We start from the raw sequence: 20816 nt of genomic DNA, 5'->3' as shown, positions 1-20816 counted from the left end.
CCCCTCTGAACGTTGTGCATCCCCAGCAGGGATCAGGGCTGCGCATCCCTGTTGGCCGCCAACCACTGCTGCAACCCGCTCACCGCCGCGTCAAATTGCGCCCCGATTGCCGCAGGCTCCCCGCCTCCCGCCTCAAGAGCCGCACAGTGGCTGGCAAATTCGGTCAACCCCAGCGCCAGCGCACTCCCCTTGAGCTTGTGCGCCAGCTGACGTTGCTCTTTCCCCTCACCCTGAGCCAACTTATCTATCAACACCCGCCCTTGCGACTCAAACAGCGCGACCAGCTGGCGGATCCGCGCCATGCCGAGCAGGGGCAGATCGGCATCCAGTACCGGATTGGCCCACCCGGGCTGGTTAGTTGGGGGCACGGCTACTGATAACTGCACCTGCGGCTCGATAGAGGCCCCTTCTTGCCGAAATAGTTGATCTATGGCGTTCGCCAGTACCGCCAGCCGCACCGGCTTGCCGACAAAATCGACAAACCCGGCGGCAAGGCAATGGCGGATATCCTCCGGATACATCTGGGCCGAGATGGCGATGGCGGGCAGCGACCGCTCATGCATCTCTTCACTGATGGCGGCCAGATCCTCGCGCAGGGTCATGCCGTCCATATCGGGCAAATTGATATCGAGTAGCGCCAGCTCGAAGGAGCGCTCGGTTACCTGCGCCAGCGCGCTGCGACCATCCTCCGCCAGAGTGACGCGATGGCCGAGGCGGGTCAGCATGCCGTGCGCCACCAGCCGGTTGATCTCGTTATCCTCCACCAGCAGGATGTCACGGGACTGGCCAAGGTGCAGCGGTTGCGCCTCGGCAGGCAGCTGGGCGCTCGAACGCTGCAACGGCAAACTGAAGCTGAATTCACACCCCTTGCCCGGTTCGCTTACAAGGCTCAGCTCGCCCCCCATGGCGGCCACCAGCTTGCGGCTGATCGCCAGTCCCAGCCCGGTGCCGCCCTGATGGCCCATATCGCGCTTGCGCTGGCGAAACGCCTCGAACACCGACTCCTGCTCATCGGCCGGAATGCCGGGACCGGTATCGCGCACCACGAAGCGGATGCAGGGCTCGGCGCAAGGGCCTTGGCAGGCAAGAGGCGCCACCGTCAGGGTAATCTGGCCACGGGCGGTAAACTTGACCGCATTGCCGAGCAAGTTGCCGAGTACCTGCCGCAGCTTGCCCAGATCCCCCTCGACCACAGGCGCCAGCTCGGGCGCATATTCCAGCGCCAGGGTGACCCCCTTGGCCGCAGCCTTTGGCCGGAACAACGCGCTGAGCTCATCCACCAGCTGGAACAGGGGGAAGGGTTCGCGGCGCGCCTCCACATGGCCCGCTTCTATCTTGGAGTAGTCGAGAATGTCGTTGAGGATCTCCAGCAGGGATTCGCCGCTGTGCTCGATGGCGGCCAGATAGCGCTGCTGGGTCTCGCTGAGATGGGTATCTTCCAGCAGCGTCAGGCCCCCGAGAATGCCGTTCATGGGGGTGCGGATCTCGTGGCTCATGGTGGCGAGAAACACCGACTTGGCGCGGTTGGCCTGTTCTGCCTCGGCGCGGGCCTGCCGTTGCTTCTCCACCTCCTCATTGAGCCGCTCGTTGGCGTGGCTGAGCTGGCCGGTGCGCTCCTCGACCCGCGACTCCAGCTCGCGCTGATAGCGGCCCAGCTCAACCGCATTGTCACGAAACACCTGCAGGGCCCGCCCCAGCTCCGCCAGCTCATCGCGCCCGGTACTGGCGATCGGCTCAAGATGGGCCAGATCCCCGCGCGCCAACCGGCTCATCCCCGCCACCGCCCGTTGCAGCGGCCAGACGATCCGGCCGTAGACCATACGCCACATCAACAGCATCAGCAGTACCAGCGTGAGCAGGCCAATGCCCATCAACGCCTGCTCCAGCAGCCTGAGACGCTGGCTTAGCGCCTGCTGGCTCTGCCCCAGCGAATCGCGGGCACGGCTGACCAGCTCTCCGACCTGCTGGTTGAGGCTGCTCATCAGAGCTTCATTGGCATTGGCCAGCACCCGCAGCGCCTCCCCCTTGCCGAGCCAGTCACTGCGCAGTTGCACCAGCTTGTCGCTTTGCGCCAGCACGGTCAGCGCCTGCTCCACCGCCTGCCGGCGGGCAGGATCGGTCACTGCCCCGGCCCGCAGTTGCAAAATAGCCAGCTCCCGCTGCCCCTCTTGCAATAGCGTTTGCAACTGTTCCTGCCGTTCGCTGCGCCACATCTCCTCGATGCGCTGCTGCTGCATCAGGGTACGATGACGCAGCTCGGTCATCTGCTCCAGCCAGTCGAGATCCTGCTCCAGCAGGCGGTCCAGCGTCCGGGTCGCCTGCGCACCTTGCTGTTGGTAGAGGGAACCCAACCCCGCCACCATCACGGTTTCGGCGTTCTCCATCTGGCTTCTCGCCAGCTCGGCGATCTGCCCAGCCGCCGCCACCAGACGGGCCCGCTGCGCCTCCCCCTGCGCCATCAGGGTCAACCTTTCCCCCACCAGCCAGCCCTGCTGACCCAGATTACCGATAATGCTCTGACTGAGCTGATCGAGGCTTGTTGAACCCTGCCCACGGCCAAGTTGCGCCAGCACCTGTTGTAGCTGTTGCCCCTGCAGAGTGAGCAAGCGTCCCTGATGCTCCCGCTCCTGCTCGCTGGTTGCTGTGGCCAGCAGCCGCGACGCGCTCTGGATCTCGCCGCTGAGGCGAGAGAGCGTGCGGGCCAGCTCCTGATCGGCCAACGTCTGCTGCACCCCTTGCTCCAGCTGGCGCAGATGGCTAAGCCCCACCCAGCCCAGCAGGGAGGCACTCAGGGTCAACAACGCCATCAGGGAGAAGGCCAGCAGCAACTTGCCACCCAGGCCGGAAAAGATTCTCACGGGAAGTCCCTTGGTTGTGGTCGGCTTTGACCGGATAATATGGCCCAACACTTTAACAAAACCCCTGGCCATGCGAAGCGTCTATCTCTCCCCGTTGTTGCTCATGTGGTTGCTCACGCTGCCTAGCGCCGCCCTCGCCTTTGCGGTCGATATCTGGCCCGGCGGCGAATTCAGCGGCCAACCGCTGCGCCAGCAGTGGCCGGAACCCGCTGCCGCAACCAAACCGCTGACCCTCTGTGCCCTCTACCCCCATCTGCGCGACGCCTACTGGCTTTCGGTCAATCAGGGCATGGTGGACGAGGCGAAGCGGCTGGGAGTCAAGTTGCAGATCCACGAAGCGGGGGGCTATGGCGCCCTCGCCGAGCAGCGCCAGCAGTTGCAGCGCTGCGTGCAGGAAGGGAGCGACGCCATCTTGCTCGGCGCGGTGAGCTATCAGGGCTTGCGCGAGGCCATCAAGGTCACGCCGCTTCCGCTCTTTGGGCTGGTCAACGATCTGCCCAGCGGTCTGGTGCAGGCCAAGGTGGGAGTCTCCTGGTACCAGATGGGCTGGCAGATTGGCCACTGGCTGGCGCAGCGCCACCCCGCCGGCAGCAAACCGGTCTCGGTCGCCCTCTTCCCCGGCCCGCAGGCAAGCGGCGGCAACAACTTCGTCGAACCGGGCTTTGCCGACGCCATCAAGGGGAGCGCCATCAAGCTGGTCACCACCGAGCGCGGCGACAACAGCCGGGAAATCCAGCGCACCCTGGTGCAGCAGACGCTGGCCCGCTATCCCGACCTCGACTATCTGGTGGGAGGCGCCATCGCCGCCGAAGTGGCCGTCAACGAACTGTCACAGCGCCATCTCGACAGGCCCCAGGTGCTGAGCACCTACTTCAGCCACGGCGTACAGCGGGGCTTGCGCCGGGGCAAGATCCTCGCCGCCAACAGCGATCAGATGCGGCTGCAGGGGCGTCTTGCGGTCGCTCAGGCGGTCTGCCTGCTGCAACACTCTGATGCCAGTGCCGAACAGTGCCCGCGGGTGATGGGGCCACCCATTCTGACGCTCTCTGCGCCACTGGCCGACCCCGCCGATTCCCTCTCGGATGGCGCCTTTCGTCCCGTCTATCGGGTCGAATAGCCGTTCCAAATCCGATTAACACACTCAAGGAGAAGAGATGAAAGAGTTACATGCCAGCTGCCTGTGCGGCGCCGTCGCCCTGACCCTGCCGGATCAGTTCGACTATATGGGGAACTGCCACTGCAGCGAATGCCGCAAGTTTTCAGGGGGAGATTATGCCTCGGTCGGCGGACTTGATGGCAACAAGGTCACCATAGTGAAGGGGGAAGAGGCCATCGGCCGCTACCGGAAATCGGCAGAGACCACCCTGGCCTTCTGCCGTCACTGCGGCTCCAGCCTGTTCAGCCAGAAGAGCAGCAGCGGCAAGATCAATCTGCGGTTGGGGGTACTGGACGACGTGCCGAGCCAGCGACCCGCGTTTCACATCTTTGTCGGCTCCAAGGCGCCCTGGCACCAGATTGGCGACGACTGCCCGCAATTTGATACCCGCCCGCCGGTCTGATACCTCTCAAACAGGTCAAGGCCACCGCAACGGGGTCAGGAGGCTATCTCGCCGGCAAACAGATAGCCTTCACCATGGACGGTGACAAACAGCTGGGGATCCCGCGGATCCGCTTCCATCTTGCCGCGCAGCCGCCGGATCAACACGTCTATGGTGCGATCGCTCGGGCCATCGCCGCGATGGCTGATAAGGGTCAGGATCCGCTCCCGACTGAGCACCCGCCCGGCATGGGCGACAAAGGCCACCAGCACTTCATATTCGGCCTTGGTCAGACGCACCGGCACCCCGTCCTTGCTGAGCTGGCGGCGGGGAATGTCAAAACGCCAGGGGCCGAAGCGCACCGCATCGTCAGCCACCGCAGGCTCGCTCGGCGCGGCGGCCGCCAGCGAGATCCGCCACAGCAGATTTTTGACCCGCACCAGCAGTTCCCTGAGCTCGAACGGCTTGGTGACATAGTCGTCGGCCCCCATCTCGAGGCCGACAATCCGGTCCACCGCATCACTGCGGCCGGTGACCAGAATGATCCCCACCGTGCTGCGCGCCCGCAATTCACGGGTCAGCAGCAGACCATCTTCTCCCGGCAGATTGATATCCAGCATCACCAGATCGACCGTCTGCTCCGCCAGCACGGCGCGCATCTCCTGGCCATTTTCGACCGCCGTCACCCGATAGCCCTCCCGCTCGAAATAGCCGGTCAGCTTCTCGCGGGTAACCGCATCATCTTCAACAACCAGAATGTGGTAGCTCATGGGCAGGGTTCACGATGGTCGACAAGGGAGGATTATTCTATTCACATTTTGTCATAAATACCCCCATTTCATTAATTTGTGGCGGCAGCCCTGTTCACAACACCTCCCTATCATGGCTCCCATCAAAAAAGTGATGTGAGAGAGCATGATGAAAAAACTGTGGCACTTCCTGCGCACCCCCAGCCGTCGCTGGTCGGTACTGGCGCTGCTTCTGGTGGGCGTCGGCGTTACCCTCGCGGGCACCGTCGGTCTGCACTATGGCTTTGAGAAAACAAGCAGCCTCGAATTCTGTATCTCCTGCCACTCCATGAAAGACACCGTCTATCCGGAGTACAAGGAGTCCATCCACTTCAAGAATGCCTCAGGGGTACAGGCGGTCTGTACCGACTGTCATCAGCCGAAGGATTTCGTCGGCAAGGTGGCCCGCAAGATGGAGGCGGCCAACGACCTCTATCAGGAGTACATAGGCCACAGCATCGACACCCAGGAGAAGTTCGAGGACCGACGCCTGCATCTGGCCGAGAAGGTGTGGGCACGGATGAGCAGCCAGAACTCCAAGACCTGCAAGTCCTGCCACAGCTACGACAACATGGATCACGCCAAGCAGTCCCCGGCGGCAGCGCTGGCGATGAAAGATGCGGCGGCGAAGAACATGAACTGCATCGAGTGCCACAAGGGCATCGCCCACGAACTGCCCAACATGGCGGGGGGCTTCCGGGCCACTTACGCCACTCTGGTCAACGACGCGCAAGAGGCGCCAGCCGCCGAGACCCTCTACAACCTGGGTGAAAAAGATCTCTATGCCAGCGAACAGAGCAGCGACCCGGTCGGCAAACTGCTGCCCGCCTCCCGCATCGACGTGGTGGACCGCAGCGGCGATCGCCTCAAGGTGACCATCGAAGGGTGGCGCGAGAGCGATGGCAAGGGCCGGGTGCTGAGCGAATACATGGGCAAGCGGGTCTTCGTCGCCACCATCCGTGACGAACTGAAAGCGAACGAGAAAGTGCTCAAGCAGGAGACCGACAGCGCCACTCATATCAAGTGGGAGAAGGTTCAGGTGCAGGCCTGGGTCGATGGCAAGGGCTTTGAGTCCTCGCTCAAGCCAATCTGGGATTACGCCGGCGAGATGTACAAATCCACCTGCAACTCCTGCCACGGCGCGCCGGATCCCGCTCACTTCACTGCCAACGGCTGGATTTCGGGACTCAAGGCGATGTCTGCCTACTATCGCCTGAGCAAGGAAGAGGAGCGCACCCTGCTCAAATACCTGCAAAACCATGCCGCCGATACCGGTGGTCAGGGCAGCCACTAAGTCCGGATTCGAAAGAGGAATAACAAGATGATCAATATTTCCCGTCGTGGTTTTCTGGGTGGCTTGCTGGCCAGCGGTGCCTCTGCCCTGATCGGCCCCTCCCTGCTCGGTCGCGCCGTGATGGCCGCCGAGTCCAGTGAAAAACTGGTGCAGTCCGGCTCCCACTGGGGCGCCTTCCGTGCCCGGGTGGTCGATGGCCGCTGGGTCGAGACCCTGCCGTTCGAGCATGACAAGCACCCCACCGACATGCTCAAGGCCTTGAGTGAGGTGGTCTACAACCCCTCCCGCATCCGCTATCCCATGGTGCGGCTGGACTGGCTGCGCAAGGGGCACCAGTCCGACACCAGCGAACGCGGCCAGAACCGCTTCGTGCGGGTCACCTGGTCTCAGGCGCTCGATTTTTTCTATCACGAGCTGGAGCGGGTGCAGAAAACCTATGGCCCGAGCGCCCTCTATGCCGGCCACTCCGGCTGGCAGTCGGTGGGCAAACTGCACTCCGCTGGTGCCATGCTGGGACGCGCCATGAACCTGCACGGCACCTATCTGGCCAAGGCCGGTGACTACTCCACCGGTGCCGCCCAAGTGATCCTGCCACACGTGGCGGGCGCCATGGAGGTGTATGAGCAGCAAACCTCCTGGCCGCTGGTGCTGGAACACAGCAAGACTATCGTCATCTGGGGCTCCGATCCCATCAAGAACCTGCAGGTGGGCTGGCTGGTACCGGATCACAGCGTCTACGACTACTGGGCACAGCTGAAAGAGAAGGTAGCCAAGGGCGAGATCCGGGTGATCAGTGTCGACCCGGTCAAATCCAAGACCCAGAAGTACCTCAATTGCGATCAGGTGACCCTGAATCCGCAGACCGACGTACCGCTGATGCTGGGCATCGCCCACACCCTCTACAGCGAGAAGCGTCACGACGAGGCGTTCCTGAAGAACTACACCACCGGCTTTGACAAGTTCCTGCCCTACCTGCTGGGCACCAGCGATGGTCAGGTGAAGGACGCCGAGTGGGCCGCCGCCATCTGTGGCGTCCCTGCCGAGACCATCCGCGAGCTGGCCCGCGCCATGAGCAGCGGCCGTACCCAGCTTATCGGCGGCTGGTGCGTGCAGCGCATGCACCACGGCGAGCAGTACGCCTGGATGCTGGTGGTACTGGCCTCGATGATTGGCCAGATCGGCCTGCCGGGGGGCGGTTACGGCTTTGGCTGGCACTACAACGGAGCGGGCACCATCACCTCCAGCGGCCCCATCATGTCCGGTTTCAGCTCGGTCATTCCCGGGGTCAAGCCGCTCCATGACGGCGACTGGAAGGGCTACTCCAAGTACATTCCGGTGGCCCGTTTCGTCGACTGCATCCTCAATCCGGGCAAGCAGATCGCCTTCAACGGCCAGACCATCACCTACCCCCACATGAAGATGGCAGTGTTCTGCGGCAACAACCCGTTCCACCACCAGCAGGATCGCAACAAGATGGTCGCGGCCTGGCGCAAGCTGGAAACCGTGGTCAGCATCGATCACCAGTGGACGGCCAGCTGCCGTTTCGCCGATATCGTGCTACCCGCCACCACCACTTATGAGCGGGACGACATAGAGCAGTGGGGCTCCCACTCCAACGCGGGCATTCTGGCAATGTACAAGGTGGTGGAGCCGCTGTTCGAGGCGCGCGATGACTACGACATCTTCGCCGATCTTTGCCGTCGCTTCGGTCGCGAGGCCGAGTTCACCGGCGGCAAGAGCAAGCTGGAGTGGATCCAGAGCATCTATGACGACGCCCGCCTGCAGGGTCGCGGCATCGGCATTCGACTGCCCCGTTTCAGCCAGTTCTGGCACGGGGAAGGCTTCGTCACCTTCCCGGCGGGCCAACCCTGGGTGCGCCACGAGTCGTTCCGTCAGGAGCCGGATCTGGAACCGCTCGGTACCCCGTCCGGTCTTATCGAGATCTACTCCAAGACCATCGCCGACTACGGCTATGGGGATTGCCCGGGCCACCCGGTCTGGATCGAGCCCTACGAGCGCTCTCACGGCGGGCCGGGCAGCAAACAGTACCCGCTGCACTTGCAATCCTGCCACCCGGACAAGCGGCTGCACAGCCAGCTCTGCTCCTCCGACAACTATCGCGCCACCTATACAGTGCAGGGTCGCGAGCCTGTCTACATGAATCCGCAGGATGCCAAATCCCGCGGCCTCAAGGACGGCGATCTTGTGCGGGTGTTCAACGGCCGCGGTCAGGTATTGGCCGGTCTGGTGGTGAGCGATGACTACGCCCCCGGCGTGGTGCGCATTCAGGAAGGAGCCTGGTATGGCCCGCAAGAGGGTGGCAAGGTAGGGACTCTCTGTACCTACGGCGATCCCAACGTGCTGACCGCCGACATCGGCTCCTCCAGCCTGGCGCAGGCTACCACGGCCCATACCGCGCTGGTGGAGATCGAGAAGTTCCGCGGGCAGGCACCCGCCGTCACTGCCTTCGGCGCGCCGGAATCGGCCAAGGGCATCGACCCCATGTTCCCGGCACTCTGACCCCTGGGGGACGAAAGCGCCCCCTTGAGTTTCCTTTATTTTTAAAGTCGTTAGAATCGGGAGCCATCAAGGCTCCCGATTGCCATCCACGGAGGAAAAATGCAGGAATTTATGGCTACCAGCGAACGCCGGGCCGAACTCTACTGGTGGTTCTCCACCCTGTTCGCCGCCGAACTCAGTGATGAGCAGATCACCGAATATGACACCTATGATGTGCGAAGCTTCCTGAAAAGCCTCTCCACCCTGGATCCGATGCGCGAAGCCGTGGCCGAACTCAACGACGCCATCGCCCGCCTGCTGGTGCGCCCGGATCGCCAGCTGGAACTGGCCGCCGACTTCGCCGGCCTGTTTCTGGTGGATCCCAAACAGGGCGCCCTGCCCTACGAATCGCTCTACCGCGGCGATGCCAAGCTACTGATGCAGGCCCCGATGGCCGAGATGCAGGCCCGCCTCGATCGCCTTGGTATCAATGTCAGCGATAAATACAAAGAGCCTGCGGATCATCTAGCCATCGAGCTGGATCTGATGGGCAATCTCATCATCCGTGCGGCGGAAGCCAAGAGCGCAGCCGAGCGGGAACGCTGGCTCGACGAGCAGGAAGCGCTGCTGCACGGCCACCTGCTGGGCTGGTTCGACAAGTTCGAGACGGCCTGTCGCGCCGCCGACCGGTTTGGCTTCTACGGTGCCAGTGCCCGTCTGCTGGGGGTATTCCTCAAGATGGATGCCAACTACCTCTCTCTGGTCAAACCGGCACCGTCTGCCGACTGAGGCCGCGATGAAGACAGCCCTGCTTCTGATTGTATGCTGGCTGCTGGCCCTGATCCCGCTGGATCAGGGCATTACTCCCCTGATTGCGCTGCTGTTCAACCCGGATCGCGAGCTCTACGGCACCGCCCAGCTCACCGGATTTGCCGGCATCCTGCTCACCCTCTACCTTGCCAATCTCGGCGTCGAGGTGGTGTTGCGCCGCCGCTTCCAGATTGCCGGCATGCTGGCGCTGCTGGCCGCCTGGATCGACTTCATCAACAGCAGCGGCTGCGAGTCGCACTTCCTGCTGCTCTATCTGCTTGCCCTCCCGTTCCATCTGCTCGGCTGGCTGGTATTTGTGCGCGGTATTCAGGCGTTTGGTCGCCAGAAGGGATAACCACTCGCCCCTTTTTCCATCCTTTTTATCAGGTTTTTCTGCCTATTCTTGCCGTCAAAACAACCAGATAACTCCGCTTGACTCCCGGCCAAACAGTTCGTGCCATACTGACAACTGATGCAAGTGATAAAACAATCAATGCCGAGGTCATCATGGATGGGAAGCTTTTCAACGCCGACACCGAGGCAATGTTGACCCAGCTGTCAGATCACACCGTCCTGGAACAGCTGATGGATAATGCCCCTCTGGGCATCGGCGTCTTTGACTGCGAATTTCGCTACCGTAAAGTCAATCAGGTGCTGGCCGACATCAATGGCAAAAGCATCGAGGAGCATCAGGGCAAGCACCTCAGAGAGGTGGTTCCCAAACTGGCCCCGACCCTGGAGCCCATGTTTCAGCAGATCATGCGCAGCGGCATGCCCTACGTGGATATCGCCATCACGGGCCAAACCGCGGCGTACGACAGCAGCTCACGCCGCTTTCAGGCCACCTACAGCCCGATGCGTGATGAGAAGGGGGAGCTGAACGGCATCCTCGCCATCGTACGGGACATCACCGAGCAATACGAAACCGAACAACGGCTGCAACTGGCAATGCGAGCGGCCCAAATCGGGGTGTGGGAGTGGCACGTGGCGGAGGACAGATTACTGTTCGACGGCCAGATTGAGCCGCTGCTGGGTATCGAAGCCAACCAATTCCACGGCGGGCTGCAAGCGTTCGTCGACTGTTTTGAACCGGAATCCGGCAGCCAGCTCAAGGCCGCCTTGCAAAGTCATGACCCCATCCATCTCACCCTGAGCTACCTCACCGCACTCAACGAGCGGCACTGGGTCGATATTCATGCCGACCATGTCCCCGCCACCGAGTCGGTCGGTCATCGGGTCATGGGAGTCATTCACAATGCCACCGCCCGTCGCCGTCAGGAGGAGCGGCTCCATCAGGCCAACGTGGTATTCGATACCACGGCCGAGGGGATCATCATCCTCGACAGCGAGCACCATATTCTGTCGGTCAACCCGGCCTTCACCATGCTGACCCAATACAATGCCGAGGAGGTGATAGGCCGCACCCCGGATATCATCATGCATCCCAGGCGCTACACCGACCTCGACTATCCCTGGTATCACCTGCGTCCCGGCAACAACGCCTGGCATGGCGAGATGGTTTGTCTGCGCAAGGATGGCAGCTACTTCTCCTCCTGGCAGCAGATCAGCGCTGTCTATGACAACTTCAACAACACCACTCACTATGTGATCGCCCTTTCCGACATCAGCGCCATTCGCAAGGTGGAAGCCGAGCTGAACCACCTTGCCTATCACGATCCCCTGACCGAGCTGGGCAATCGCCATCTGTTGCAGGAGCGGCTGGCCCTTGAGCTGAAAACCGCGCAGCTCAATCGCAAACGGTTGGGGCTGCTCTTTATCGATCTGGATGGCTTCAAGCTGATCAACGACAGCCTGGGCCACGGAGTTGGCGATGAGCTACTCAAGCGGCTGGCAGAGCGGATCCGCGGCTGCCTGCAGCACAACGATCTGGCGACCCGCCTCGGGGGAGACGAGTTTCTGGTGCTGATCCCCTATCTGGAGGAGCCTGACGAGCTGGCAACCCTGGCCAATACCCTGCTGACCGTGTTGCGTGAACCGGTTGAGCTGGCCCATGAGCTGGTGGCAATCTCGGCAAGTATCGGTATCGCCATCTATCCGGATCATGCAGACAGCCCGGAAACCCTGGTCAGCGCCGCCGACAGCGCCATGTACGAGGCGAAAAGTCAGGGGCGCAACGGATTCCAGTTCTATACCCCCTGCATGGCGGCTCGAGCCCGCGAGCGGATGCAGATTGAGCAGGGTCTGCTCAAGGCCCTGGAGCTCGAACAGCTCTGCATCTTCTATCAACCCATGACCAATCTGGCCAACGGCCACCTGAGCGGACTGGAAGCCCTGCTGCGCTGGCAGCATCCGAATGAGGGGATGATAGCGCCGACCCGTTTTATTCCGGTGGCAGAGGAGTGCGGCCTGATCGAGAAGATTGGAGAGTGGGTGATGCGCAACGCCTGCGAGCAGGGACAAAACTGGCTGGCTGCCGGACTGCCGGTGCCCCGCTTGTCGGTTAATGTGTCGGTGCGGGAGATGCGATCCCCCGGCTACGTTGAGCGGGTCGCCGCCATTCTGGCCGAGACCGGATTTCCGCCAGAACGGCTGGAGATAGAGGTGACGGAGAGCATCATCCAGCGGGTCGAACAGAGTCTGGATCTCTTTACCCGCCTGAAAAATCTCGGCGTGCAGATTGCCATCGATGACTTTGGCACCGGCTTCTCGTCGCTGAGTCTGCTCAAGACCCTGCCGATCGATCGCATCAAGATCGACCGGGCGTTTGTGCAAGCATTACCGGAAGACAAGAACAGTCGGGAGCTCTGCCGCACCATCATCAATCTGGCCGACAGTCTGGATATGGAGGTCACCGCCGAAGGGATTGAAACCAAGGCACAACACGCCTTCTTGCAATCACTCAACTGCGGCGAAGGACAGGGCTATCTGTTCAGCAAACCACTGCATGTCGAACATATGGGAGATCGCCTGCATCAACGCTACGTCTCATAGCGGCAGGCAATCATCATCACCAGCCGGGAGGCATCCGCCTCCTGGCTGCCGACCGGATTACCACTCGATCTGCAAGCGGGATTCCCAACCATCATCACGATCATTGAGCATGCGCGTCAGCGGTGATTCGCCAGCATAACGGGGGGCTGGCTCGCTGAAGGTAAGTCTGGTACCAGGCTCTTTGGCCTGCCATGCATGACCAAGCTGATCGGCCACCCGATCCCGCAGCGCGGGTGAGGCCTCCTGATGGGTGATCGCAAACTCTTTCGGAGGTTCGCCAGCGGGCACTGGCGCATCAAACTGCCAGAGGGATGCACAGAGCAACAGAGAAAACATCATGACCTCCAATTAATCGACACGGCCCCCTTTTACTCAATCACCAATTAATTGTCACTCTTTGTCCTGTAACCAACTGTTGCCGCCTATCCAAAAGTCTAATTGCCCCCCGCAACCAAAGGTATAAGTTGTTAAGAAACCATTAAAAGATCTATTCAAAGGAGTGAGTGATGAGCGAGAGCAAGGTCTACCCGGTCAAACCCCACATCAGCAGCAATGCACTGCTAGACAAGGGCGACTACGCCGCCATGTATCAGGCCTCCGTCGAGGATCCCGATACCTTCTGGGGAGAGCAGGGAAAAATTCTCGACTGGATGAAACCCTATAGCAAGGTCAAGAACACCTCCTACGATCCGGGCCATGTTTCCATCAAATGGTTTGAAGATGGCCAGCTCAACGTCTCGGCCAACTGTCTCGATCGCCATCTCGCCGAACGGGGTGACAAGGTCGCCATCATCTGGGAAGGGGACAACCCCGCCGAAGATCGCAAACTCACCTACCGCGAATTGCACAGCGAAGTATGCAAGTTTGCCAACGTCTTGAAAGCCCAAGGGGTTCACCGCGGCGACGTGGTCTGCCTCTATATGCCCATGGTGCCCGAAGCTGCCATCGCCATGCTGGCCTGTACCCGCATCGGCGCGGTACACAGCATTGTCTTCGGCGGCTTCTCGCCGGAAGCGCTGGCCGGCCGCATCATCGACTCGGGCTCGCGCATCGTGATCACCGCCGACGAGGGGCTGCGTGGTGGCCGTCCGGTACCGCTCAAGAAGAATGTGGATGAAGCGCTCACCAACCCGGAAACCCAGGTCAACAAGGTGATCGTGCTCAAGCGCACCGGCGGCAATGTCGCCTGGCACAACCACCGCGACATCTGGTGGCACGAAGCGACCGCCACCGTCAGCAGCGACTGCCCGCCCGAGGCGATGAACGCCGAAGATCCGCTCTTTATCCTCTATACCTCCGGCTCCACCGGCAAACCCAAGGGGGTGCTGCACACCACCGGCGGTTATCTGGTTTATGCCACCCTCACCTTCAAATATGTGTTCGACTACCACGAAGAGGATATCTACTGGTGTACCGCCGATGTGGGCTGGGTGACCGGCCACTCCTATCTGGTCTACGGGCCGCTCGCTAACGGTGCCACCACCATCATGTTCGAAGGGGTGCCCAACTACCCGGCCACCAACCGCATGAGTCAGGTGGTGGACAAGCACCAGGTCACCATCCTCTATACCGCCCCAACCGCCATCCGCGCCCTGATGGCCAAAGGCAACGACGCGGTCACCGGCACGTCACGCCAGAGCCTGCGCATCATGGGGTCGGTGGGTGAACCCATCAACCCGGAAGCCTGGGAGTGGTACTACCGCACCATTGGTGACGAGCGCTGCCCCATTGTCGATACCTGGTGGCAAACCGAAACCGGCGGCATCCTGATTACGCCGCTGCCCGGCGTCACCGACCTGAAACCGGGCTCGGCGACTCGTCCCTTCTTCGGGGTGCAACCGGCGCTGGTCGACAACATGGGCGAGCCGCTGGAGGGGGCCACCGAGGGCAATCTGGTGATCACCGACTCCTGGCCAGGTCAGATGCGCACCGTATTCGGCGATCACGAGCGCTTTGAGCAGACCTACTTCTCTACCTTCCCGGGCCGCTACTTCACTGGCGACGGTGCCCGTCGCGATGCCGATGGCTACTACTGGATCACCGGACGAGTGGATGATGTACTGAACGTCTCCGGCCACCGCATGGGTACCGCCGAAATTGAATCGGCGCTGGTGGCTCATCCCAAGATCGCCGAAGCCGCGGTGGTGGGGGTTCCTCACGAGATCAAGGGTCAGGGTATCTATGCCTACGTCACCCTGATCGCCGGGGAAGAGCCGAGCCGCGAGCTGCACAAAGAGGTGAAGGAGTGGGTGCGCAAGGAGATTGGAGCCATCGCCACGCCGGACGTGATCCACTGGGCAGAGGGGCTGCCGAAGACCCGTTCCGGCAAAATCATGCGCCGCATCTTGCGCAAGATCGCCACCGGCGAGACCGACAGCCTGGGGGATATCTCCACCCTGGCGGATCCGGGGGTGGTAGACAAACTCATTCGCGAGAAGTCGGAAGCAGCCTGATCCCGCTTCGTTTGTTGCTCGACAAAGCCGGCCCTGTGCCGGCTTTGTCGTTTCTCATCTGCCAGCAAACAGCAAGGTGGCAGCGACGAAGTATCTCAGGTCGAAACGTGCAATAAATAGCCAGATGTAGAGATTAGACCAGTAAAATGCTGCTAATTTTCACGAAATCAATATAATTGCGAAATCTGTGTGCCAGGGCACACCGATTTGCGCAGAAAATGGCTAGATTTCTGGTAGTCCACAAGATAGCTGATAGATAGCAGCATTATCATCGAGGATGTACTCAATATGTCGCAAAATCACCGCATTCTCCTGCTCAACGGACCAAACCTGAATCTGCTGGGCAAACGGGAACCGGGTATCTACGGCAGCAAGACGCTTGATGAGATCGTCGCCGATCTGAAGCTTAACGCCAGCGAACTCGGTGTCACTCTGGAACATCTGCAATCCAACGCCGAACATGAGTTGGTCAGCCGCATCCATCAGGCCATGGGCCAGGTGGATTTTATCATCATCAATCCGGCCGCCTTCACCCACACCAGTGTCGCCATTCGCGATGCGCTGCTGGGAGTTGCCATCCCTTTTATCGAGGTTCACCTGTCAAACGTCCATGCCAGGGAGCCGTTCCGTCATCACTCCTATCTGTCTGATGTCGCCAAAGGGGTCATTTGTGGTCTGGGGGCCGATGGCTACCAATTCGCTTTAACCGCGGCCGTGCACCATCTGCGCGCGGCTTGATAATCACTGATCAGATAAAGAAGAAAGAGAATGCTAATGGATATCCGCAAAATCAAGAAGCTGATTGAACTGGTTGAAGAGTCCGGCATCGCCGAACTGGAGATCTCCGAAGGTGAAGAGTCCGTTCGCATCAGCCGCAACTTCTCCGGTCAGGTGACCACCGCCATGCCGCAGATGATGATGCAGCAAGCCGCTCCGGTTGCCGCACCTGCCGCTGCCGCACCGGTTACCGCCGCACCGGCCGCCGATGCAGCACCGAGCGGTCACCTGATGCGCTCCCCGATGGTTGGCTCCTTCTACCGCTCCTCCAGCCCGGATGCCAAGCCGTTCGCGGAAGTGGGTCAGCAAGTCAATGTCGGCGACACCCTGTGCATCGTCGAAGCCATGAAAATGATGAACCAAATCGAGTCTGACAAGGCCGGTGTGATCAAAGCGATCCTGGTTGAAAATGGTCAGGCCGTCGAATTTGACGAGCCGCTGTTCATCATCGAATAAGGGAAATCGCCACCCATGTTGGACAAAGTAGTCATCGCCAACCGCGGTGAAATTGCCCTGCGGATCCTGCGCGCCTGTAAAGAGCTCGGGATCAAGACAGTGGCCGTTCACTCCACCGCCGACCGGGAGCTCAAACATGTGCTGCTGGCCGACGAATCCATCTGTATCGGCAGACCGGCCAGTACTGAATCCTACCTCAACGTCCCGGCCATCATCGCCGCCGCCGAGGTAACCGGTGCAGTGGCCATCCACCCGGGTTACGGCTTCCTCTCCGAGAACGCCGATTTCGCCGAAGTGGTCGAAAAATCCGGCTTCATCTTCATCGGCCCGCGCGCCGAGACCATTCGCCTGATGGGTGACAAGGTCTCCGCCATCGAAGCGATGAAGAAAGCGGGCGTACCGTGTGTACCGGGCTCTGACGGCCCCGTCGACAACGACGCCAAGCACAACGCCGCCATTGCCAAGCGCATCGGCTATCCGGTGATCATCAAGGCCGCCGGTGGCGGTGGTGGTCGCGGTATGCGTGTGGTGCGCAATGAAGCGGAACTGGCGGGCGCCATCGCCCTGACCAAGTCCGAAGCTGGCCAGTTCTTCAAGAACGACATGGTCTACATGGAGAAGTACCTGGAAAACCCGCGCCACATCGAAATTCAGGTGTTGGCAGACGGCCAGGGCAACGCCCTCTATCTGGGCGAGCGTGACTGTTCCATGCAGCGTCGCCACCAGAAAGTGGTGGAAGAGGCGCCGGCGCCCGGCATCACCGCCGAAATGCGCAAGTTCATCGGCGAGCGCTGTGTGCGCGCCTGTATCGAGATCGGCTACCGCGGTGCGGGTACTTTCGAGTTCCTGTACGAGAACGGCGAGTTCTATTTCATCGAAATGAACACCCGTATCCAGGTTGAGCACCCGGTCACCGAGATGGTCACCGGTATCGATCTGATCAAGGAGCAGCTGCGCATCGCCGCCGGCCAGCCTCTGTCGATCACCCAGCAGGATATCCGCATCCGTGGCCATGCCATCGAGTGCCGGATCAACGCCGAAGATCCGGCCACCTTCATGCCCTCTCCGGGTCTGGTGCAGCGCTTCCACGCGCCGGGTGGTCTGGGCGTGCGTTGGGACTCCCACATTTATGCCGGTTACAAGGTACCGCCCCACTACGATTCGATGATCGGCAAGCTGATCTGCTACGGCGAGAATCGTGACATTGCCATCGCCCGCATGCGTCATGCGCTGGACGAGCTGGTGGTGGAAGGGATCAAGACCAACGTACCGTTGCAAAAAGAGATCATGAAAGACGAAAACTTCCAGCACGGTGGCACTAACATCCACTATCTGCACAAGAAGCTGGGTCTGTAAGAATTTTGCTGGTAGAACATCTGCTTTTGGTATGGCGCTATCGAGTAGCTGCTCAGCCGGAAGGATGACGTGGACAGCCACAAAAATACCCGATGCGCAGCATCGGGTATTTTTTTATCTCAACAACTGAGATTCGCTCTTTGTGTAATGGATAAGGACAGTTCCTACTTAAATCACATCTTTACCCTTCTTCCAGTGATCTACTATTCGGAACAGCTAGTTAGATATCCAGTGTTGTTTGTATGCCCCCCCAAAAAACCCGGCACAACAAAATTGGTTTTTATCCATAAAAAACGGCGACCATCTGGTCGCCGTTTTCTTTATTCAGCCAGTGCGCGCGGCACCGCCAACTTGCTCAATCAGGGATTGAGGCGGGTCGGCATACCGGTACGCTGTTCCAGCACCTGCTTGACCACGTTGGAGTCAGACTCGGCGTGAGCGATGAAGCGGGTGATAGCCGGTGTCATCGGGAGCGGCACGGAGGCGGTGGAGTTGAACTCCTCCTCGGTGCGCGACAGCGGCTCGTGTACTTCCATGTAGCGACCGCCATCCGGCTCGACCGTGGTCTTGACCGGCTGGTTGACGAACTGGACGCGGGTGCCGACCGGCACGTTGTCGAACAGATACTTGATGTCGTCAGCGCGCAGACGGACGCAACCGCTGCTCACCCGCAGACCGATACCGAAGGTGGCGTTGGTGCCGTGGATGGCATAGAGGTTGCCGATGTAGAGGGCGTGCAGACCCATGGGGTTATCCGGACCAGCTGGCCAGACTGCCGGCAGAGTCTTGCCCTGGGCGGCATAGCGACGACGGATGTTCTCGGTCGGGGTCCAGGTCGGGTTGGCGCGCTTGCGCTCTACCTTGGTGATCCAGTTCTCCGGGGTGTTTACCCCCAGCTGACCGATGCCGATGGGCAGCACTTCCACCACGTTCTTCCCTTTCGGGTAGTAGTAGAGACGCATCTCGGCAACGTTGATGACGATCCCTTCGCGGGGCGCGTTGGGCAGGATCAGCTGGTGGGGAATGATCAGGGTGCTACCCGCTTTCGGCAGATAGGGGTCAACGCCCGGGTTGGCTTCCATGATGTTGGTCAGACCCAGCTGGAAGTCAGCAGCGATCTGCTCCAGCGGACGGTTGTCCGCAGGCACCACGTATTCCTGGTTTTCACCGATCAGGCGGCTGTTGGCCGCAGGCAGACGGTACTCGACGGCGGCAGCCTGCTGGCTGACCAGCGCAAAAGTGCATAAAAGGGCCGAAGCGGCAGTGCGAAGGGGATTCATAAAATTCCTGTGTGGTTTCCTGTACCAAATGGGCCGGGGGCCGTCTCATCCTCGGTCTGCCGGTGGCGGGTCAACCTGCCCCACGACGCCAATAACCGAGCGCGCATTCTTTCCTGAGTCGGCCAAAATTTCAACTTCCATATGTTGCTTTTCTTGTTAAAAGTAGCCGTTTTCGGTGTGACGCTTATCAACAGGGCAAAAGCCACACTGGCAAGTCGCAGCAAAGAGAAAGATGAATGGCACGGCCCGCCTGGCAGCGAGCCACTCCAGCCCCAGTCAACCACAGCGCAGCGCCACCTTGCTTCACGGTTGCAGCAGTGGTTAAAACGTTTGTCACATCCGGGGAGATAGACCAATGTCGACGGAGGCTCTGTATTGGCATGAAGAGGGATAAAATCGTGCATCGGCCACCCGCCGGTGCTGGCAGCCACCATAAAAAAACCGCTCCGAAGAGCGGTTAATGGAGCCACCAGGCAACCATAAAAGGGACTACAGGTAGTTGTCATTGGAATTACTGGACGGCTGCCTCCCCTGCACCGCTCTGCTCTTTGAGGAAGCTGATCCAGGGGGATGCCCGACCGCTGACGTTGCCATTCTGAGCCGCCTGGGTGAAGGCGTTGAGGGCCTCCTTCGGCTTTTGTTGCTCAAAATAGGCGACACCGGTCAGGAACTTGAGATCCGCCCGCTGTTCACCATTGGCATTGGCTGCCGGTTTGGCGGCCAGCGCCACCAGATCCTGATAGCGCTTGCTCTGGATCATCATGCGCGCCATTTTCAGCTGCAATTCGGCGCTCGGGGCCAGCTGGTAGGACTTGGCCAGGGTGTCGATGGCCGGATCCAGTTCCTTGGCCTGATGCCAGTAGTTGGCCAGGGTCTTGTAGTTGCTGGCGCTCTGCTCAATCACCCCATCCTTCATCCCCTTCTCCATCACCCGTGCGGCGCGATGGGGAATGCCGGTGAAGGCGAGGTAGTTGGCGAGGCGCTGCAGCTCGGCGGCCTCGGTCAACATGCCGAGGTTGTAGGCCGACTCCAGCGCCGCCAGCGCCTTGGCATCGTTGCCTGCCTGCATATGCATGGCCGACAGCTGGGTCCAGTACTTCTTCTTCTCCGGGAACATGTTGACCAGAGAGGTCAGCACCTCGGTCGCCGGTTTGTACTGTTTCAGCTCGTAGTGAGCCCCCATCTTCAGCAGATACCAGGACTCCGGCGCTTTACCTGCCGACAGCTTGATCGCCTGATCCACCGCCGGAATCGCGTCACGGTACTGCTTGAGCTGCACGTGGGCGTTGGCCAGCGTGATATAGGCATGGGAGTTGGGCTTGTCATCCTTGCCCTGGTTGGCAAACCACTCCTTCATGGTCTTGATCGACTCCTGGTAATTGCCCTCAGCCATATAGAGCTGGGCCAGGTTGTAGCGCACCTGCTGGGCCACCGGTGGCGGCAAGCCGCCTGTCGCGATGGCATCGGCAAAGTACTTGGTTGCCTGACCGTATTTCTCCTGCTGGGCGGCCACAAAACCGAGCGTCTGCAATATGACCCCCTTGTCGTAGACCCGCTCGCCCGCGCCTGAAAGCGCATCTTGCAGCTTGGCATTGGCCTCACCGTATTTCTTCTCGGTGATCAGCTCCTGCGCCTTGTTGACCGCCCGATAGGCCCGATCCGACAGGGCCGGCTGCTCGGCTGCCCAACTGGCGGTGCTGAGCAGCACCGCCATGGCGACCGGGGCGAGGATCATCTTGTGTAACTTGTTCATCG

16 protein-coding genes are annotated in these 20816 nt (G+C 60.7%); 11 read left to right on the top strand and 5 right to left on the bottom strand.

Annotated features, from left to right (window positions below; all coding sequences use genetic code 11):
* Positions 1 to 32: 32 nt before the first annotated feature.
* On the bottom strand, positions 33 to 2858 hold the full coding sequence (torS, locus tag AB5Y86_RS19630; RefSeq protein ID WP_368193862.1) for a TMAO reductase system sensor histidine kinase/response regulator TorS: 2826 nt from the start codon (positions 2856 to 2858) through the stop codon (positions 33 to 35).
* A gap of 70 nt (positions 2859 to 2928) precedes the next feature.
* Between torS and torT the strand changes: the two genes are divergently transcribed.
* On the top strand, positions 2929 to 3975 hold the full coding sequence (gene torT, locus AB5Y86_RS19625; protein ID WP_368193861.1) for a TMAO reductase system periplasmic protein TorT: 1047 nt from the start codon (positions 2929 to 2931) through the stop codon (positions 3973 to 3975).
* A 37-nt stretch (positions 3976 to 4012) separates the two neighbouring features.
* Entirely contained in the window at positions 4013 to 4417 is a 405-nt protein-coding gene (locus tag AB5Y86_RS19620) for a GFA family protein (protein ID WP_005338893.1), read from the top strand.
* A 35-nt stretch (positions 4418 to 4452) separates the two neighbouring features.
* On the opposite strand, the gene torR is transcribed toward AB5Y86_RS19620, so the two are convergent.
* Positions 4453 to 5166: a two-component system response regulator TorR gene (gene torR / locus AB5Y86_RS19615; RefSeq protein ID WP_042080622.1), complete on the bottom strand. Its 714-nt coding sequence runs from the start codon at positions 5164 to 5166 to the stop codon at positions 4453 to 4455.
* A gap of 145 nt (positions 5167 to 5311) precedes the next feature.
* Here torR and torC point away from each other — a divergent pair, with 145 nt between their 5' ends.
* The 5 genes from torC (at position 5312) to AB5Y86_RS19590 (ending at position 12739) form a co-directional block, all read left to right on the top strand.
* Positions 5312 to 6478, top strand: coding sequence for a pentaheme c-type cytochrome TorC (torC, locus tag AB5Y86_RS19610; protein WP_368193860.1), 1167 nt, complete (start codon positions 5312 to 5314; stop codon positions 6476 to 6478).
* A gap of 27 nt (positions 6479 to 6505) precedes the next feature.
* Complete coding sequence (torA, locus tag AB5Y86_RS19605) at positions 6506 to 8998, top strand: trimethylamine-N-oxide reductase TorA (protein ID WP_368193859.1); 2493 nt, start codon at positions 6506 to 6508, stop codon at positions 8996 to 8998.
* Between the two features lie 99 nt (positions 8999 to 9097).
* Positions 9098 to 9766: a molecular chaperone TorD gene (torD, locus tag AB5Y86_RS19600; protein ID WP_368193858.1), complete on the top strand. Its 669-nt coding sequence runs from the start codon at positions 9098 to 9100 to the stop codon at positions 9764 to 9766.
* Positions 9767 to 9773: 7 nt separating this feature from the next.
* Positions 9774 to 10142 carry a hypothetical protein gene (locus AB5Y86_RS19595; protein WP_368193857.1) on the top strand — a complete coding sequence of 123 codons (369 nt, stop codon included), beginning with the start codon at positions 9774 to 9776 and terminating at the stop codon, positions 10140 to 10142.
* A gap of 188 nt (positions 10143 to 10330) precedes the next feature.
* Complete coding sequence (locus AB5Y86_RS19590) at positions 10331 to 12739, top strand: EAL domain-containing protein (RefSeq protein WP_228023491.1); 2409 nt, start codon at positions 10331 to 10333, stop codon at positions 12737 to 12739.
* Between the two features lie 57 nt (positions 12740 to 12796).
* On the opposite strand, the gene AB5Y86_RS19585 is transcribed toward AB5Y86_RS19590, so the two are convergent.
* Entirely contained in the window at positions 12797 to 13078 is a 282-nt protein-coding gene (locus AB5Y86_RS19585) for a hypothetical protein (RefSeq protein ID WP_225315392.1), read from the bottom strand.
* A gap of 167 nt (positions 13079 to 13245) precedes the next feature.
* Between AB5Y86_RS19585 and acs the strand changes: the two genes are divergently transcribed.
* From acs to accC, 4 genes are all read left to right on the top strand, one after another.
* The gene (gene acs, locus AB5Y86_RS19580; protein ID WP_368193856.1) at positions 13246 to 15192 is read left to right on the top strand and encodes an acetate--CoA ligase; all 1947 of its coding nucleotides are present in this window, start codon (positions 13246 to 13248) and stop codon (positions 15190 to 15192) included.
* A 288-nt stretch (positions 15193 to 15480) separates the two neighbouring features.
* Entirely contained in the window at positions 15481 to 15930 is a 450-nt protein-coding gene (gene aroQ, locus AB5Y86_RS19575) for a type II 3-dehydroquinate dehydratase (RefSeq protein WP_042060050.1), read from the top strand.
* Between the two features lie 36 nt (positions 15931 to 15966).
* Positions 15967 to 16425, top strand: coding sequence for an acetyl-CoA carboxylase biotin carboxyl carrier protein (accB, locus tag AB5Y86_RS19570; protein WP_139443126.1), 459 nt, complete (start codon positions 15967 to 15969; stop codon positions 16423 to 16425).
* 15 nt (positions 16426 to 16440) lie between these two features.
* Positions 16441 to 17781 (top strand): acetyl-CoA carboxylase biotin carboxylase subunit, encoded by a 1341-nt coding sequence (gene accC, locus AB5Y86_RS19565; protein WP_005338910.1) that lies wholly within the window; start codon positions 16441 to 16443, stop codon positions 17779 to 17781.
* Between the two features lie 359 nt (positions 17782 to 18140).
* Here accC and AB5Y86_RS19560 read toward each other — a convergent pair whose 3' ends face one another.
* Positions 18141 to 19061, bottom strand: coding sequence for a L,D-transpeptidase family protein (locus AB5Y86_RS19560; RefSeq protein WP_005338927.1), 921 nt, complete (start codon positions 19059 to 19061; stop codon positions 18141 to 18143).
* A gap of 511 nt (positions 19062 to 19572) precedes the next feature.
* Entirely contained in the window at positions 19573 to 20814 is a 1242-nt protein-coding gene (locus tag AB5Y86_RS19555; protein WP_368193855.1) for a tetratricopeptide repeat protein, read from the bottom strand.
* Positions 20815 to 20816 lie beyond the last annotated feature (2 nt).

Source organism: Aeromonas sp. s8 (assembly GCF_040907785.1).
GTDB lineage: Bacteria > Pseudomonadota > Gammaproteobacteria > Enterobacterales > Aeromonadaceae > Aeromonas > Aeromonas veronii.
The sequence above is the reverse complement of the archived record's forward strand: the minus strand, read 5'-3'. Positions and strand labels throughout refer to the sequence as shown.

Bases quoted from the DNA above. Each gene is read 5' to 3' on its own strand.
- AB5Y86_RS19555 (WP_368193855.1), bottom strand. From the start codon at position 20,814: ATGAACAAGTTACACAAGATGATCCTCGCCCCGGTCGCCATGGCGGTG.
- torD (WP_368193858.1), top strand. From the start codon at position 9,098: ATGCAGGAATTTATGGCTACCAGCGAACGCCGGGCCGAACTCTACTGG.
- AB5Y86_RS19620 (WP_005338893.1), top strand. From the start codon at position 4,013: ATGAAAGAGTTACATGCCAGCTGCCTGTGCGGCGCCGTCGCCCTGACC.
- AB5Y86_RS19560 (WP_005338927.1), bottom strand. From the start codon at position 19,061: ATGAATCCCCTTCGCACTGCCGCTTCGGCCCTTTTATGCACTTTTGCG.
- acs (WP_368193856.1), top strand. From the start codon at position 13,246: ATGAGCGAGAGCAAGGTCTACCCGGTCAAACCCCACATCAGCAGCAAT.
- torR (WP_042080622.1), bottom strand. From the start codon at position 5,166: ATGAGCTACCACATTCTGGTTGTTGAAGATGATGCGGTTACCCGCGAG.
- torA (WP_368193859.1), top strand. From the start codon at position 6,506: ATGATCAATATTTCCCGTCGTGGTTTTCTGGGTGGCTTGCTGGCCAGC.
- AB5Y86_RS19585 (WP_225315392.1), bottom strand. From the start codon at position 13,078: ATGATGTTTTCTCTGTTGCTCTGTGCATCCCTCTGGCAGTTTGATGCG.
- aroQ (WP_042060050.1), top strand. From the start codon at position 15,481: ATGTCGCAAAATCACCGCATTCTCCTGCTCAACGGACCAAACCTGAAT.
- accB (WP_139443126.1), top strand. From the start codon at position 15,967: ATGGATATCCGCAAAATCAAGAAGCTGATTGAACTGGTTGAAGAGTCC.
- torT (WP_368193861.1), top strand. From the start codon at position 2,929: ATGCGAAGCGTCTATCTCTCCCCGTTGTTGCTCATGTGGTTGCTCACG.
- accC (WP_005338910.1), top strand. From the start codon at position 16,441: ATGTTGGACAAAGTAGTCATCGCCAACCGCGGTGAAATTGCCCTGCGG.
- torC (WP_368193860.1), top strand. From the start codon at position 5,312: ATGATGAAAAAACTGTGGCACTTCCTGCGCACCCCCAGCCGTCGCTGG.
- AB5Y86_RS19595 (WP_368193857.1), top strand. From the start codon at position 9,774: ATGAAGACAGCCCTGCTTCTGATTGTATGCTGGCTGCTGGCCCTGATC.
- AB5Y86_RS19590 (WP_228023491.1), top strand. From the start codon at position 10,331: ATGTTGACCCAGCTGTCAGATCACACCGTCCTGGAACAGCTGATGGAT.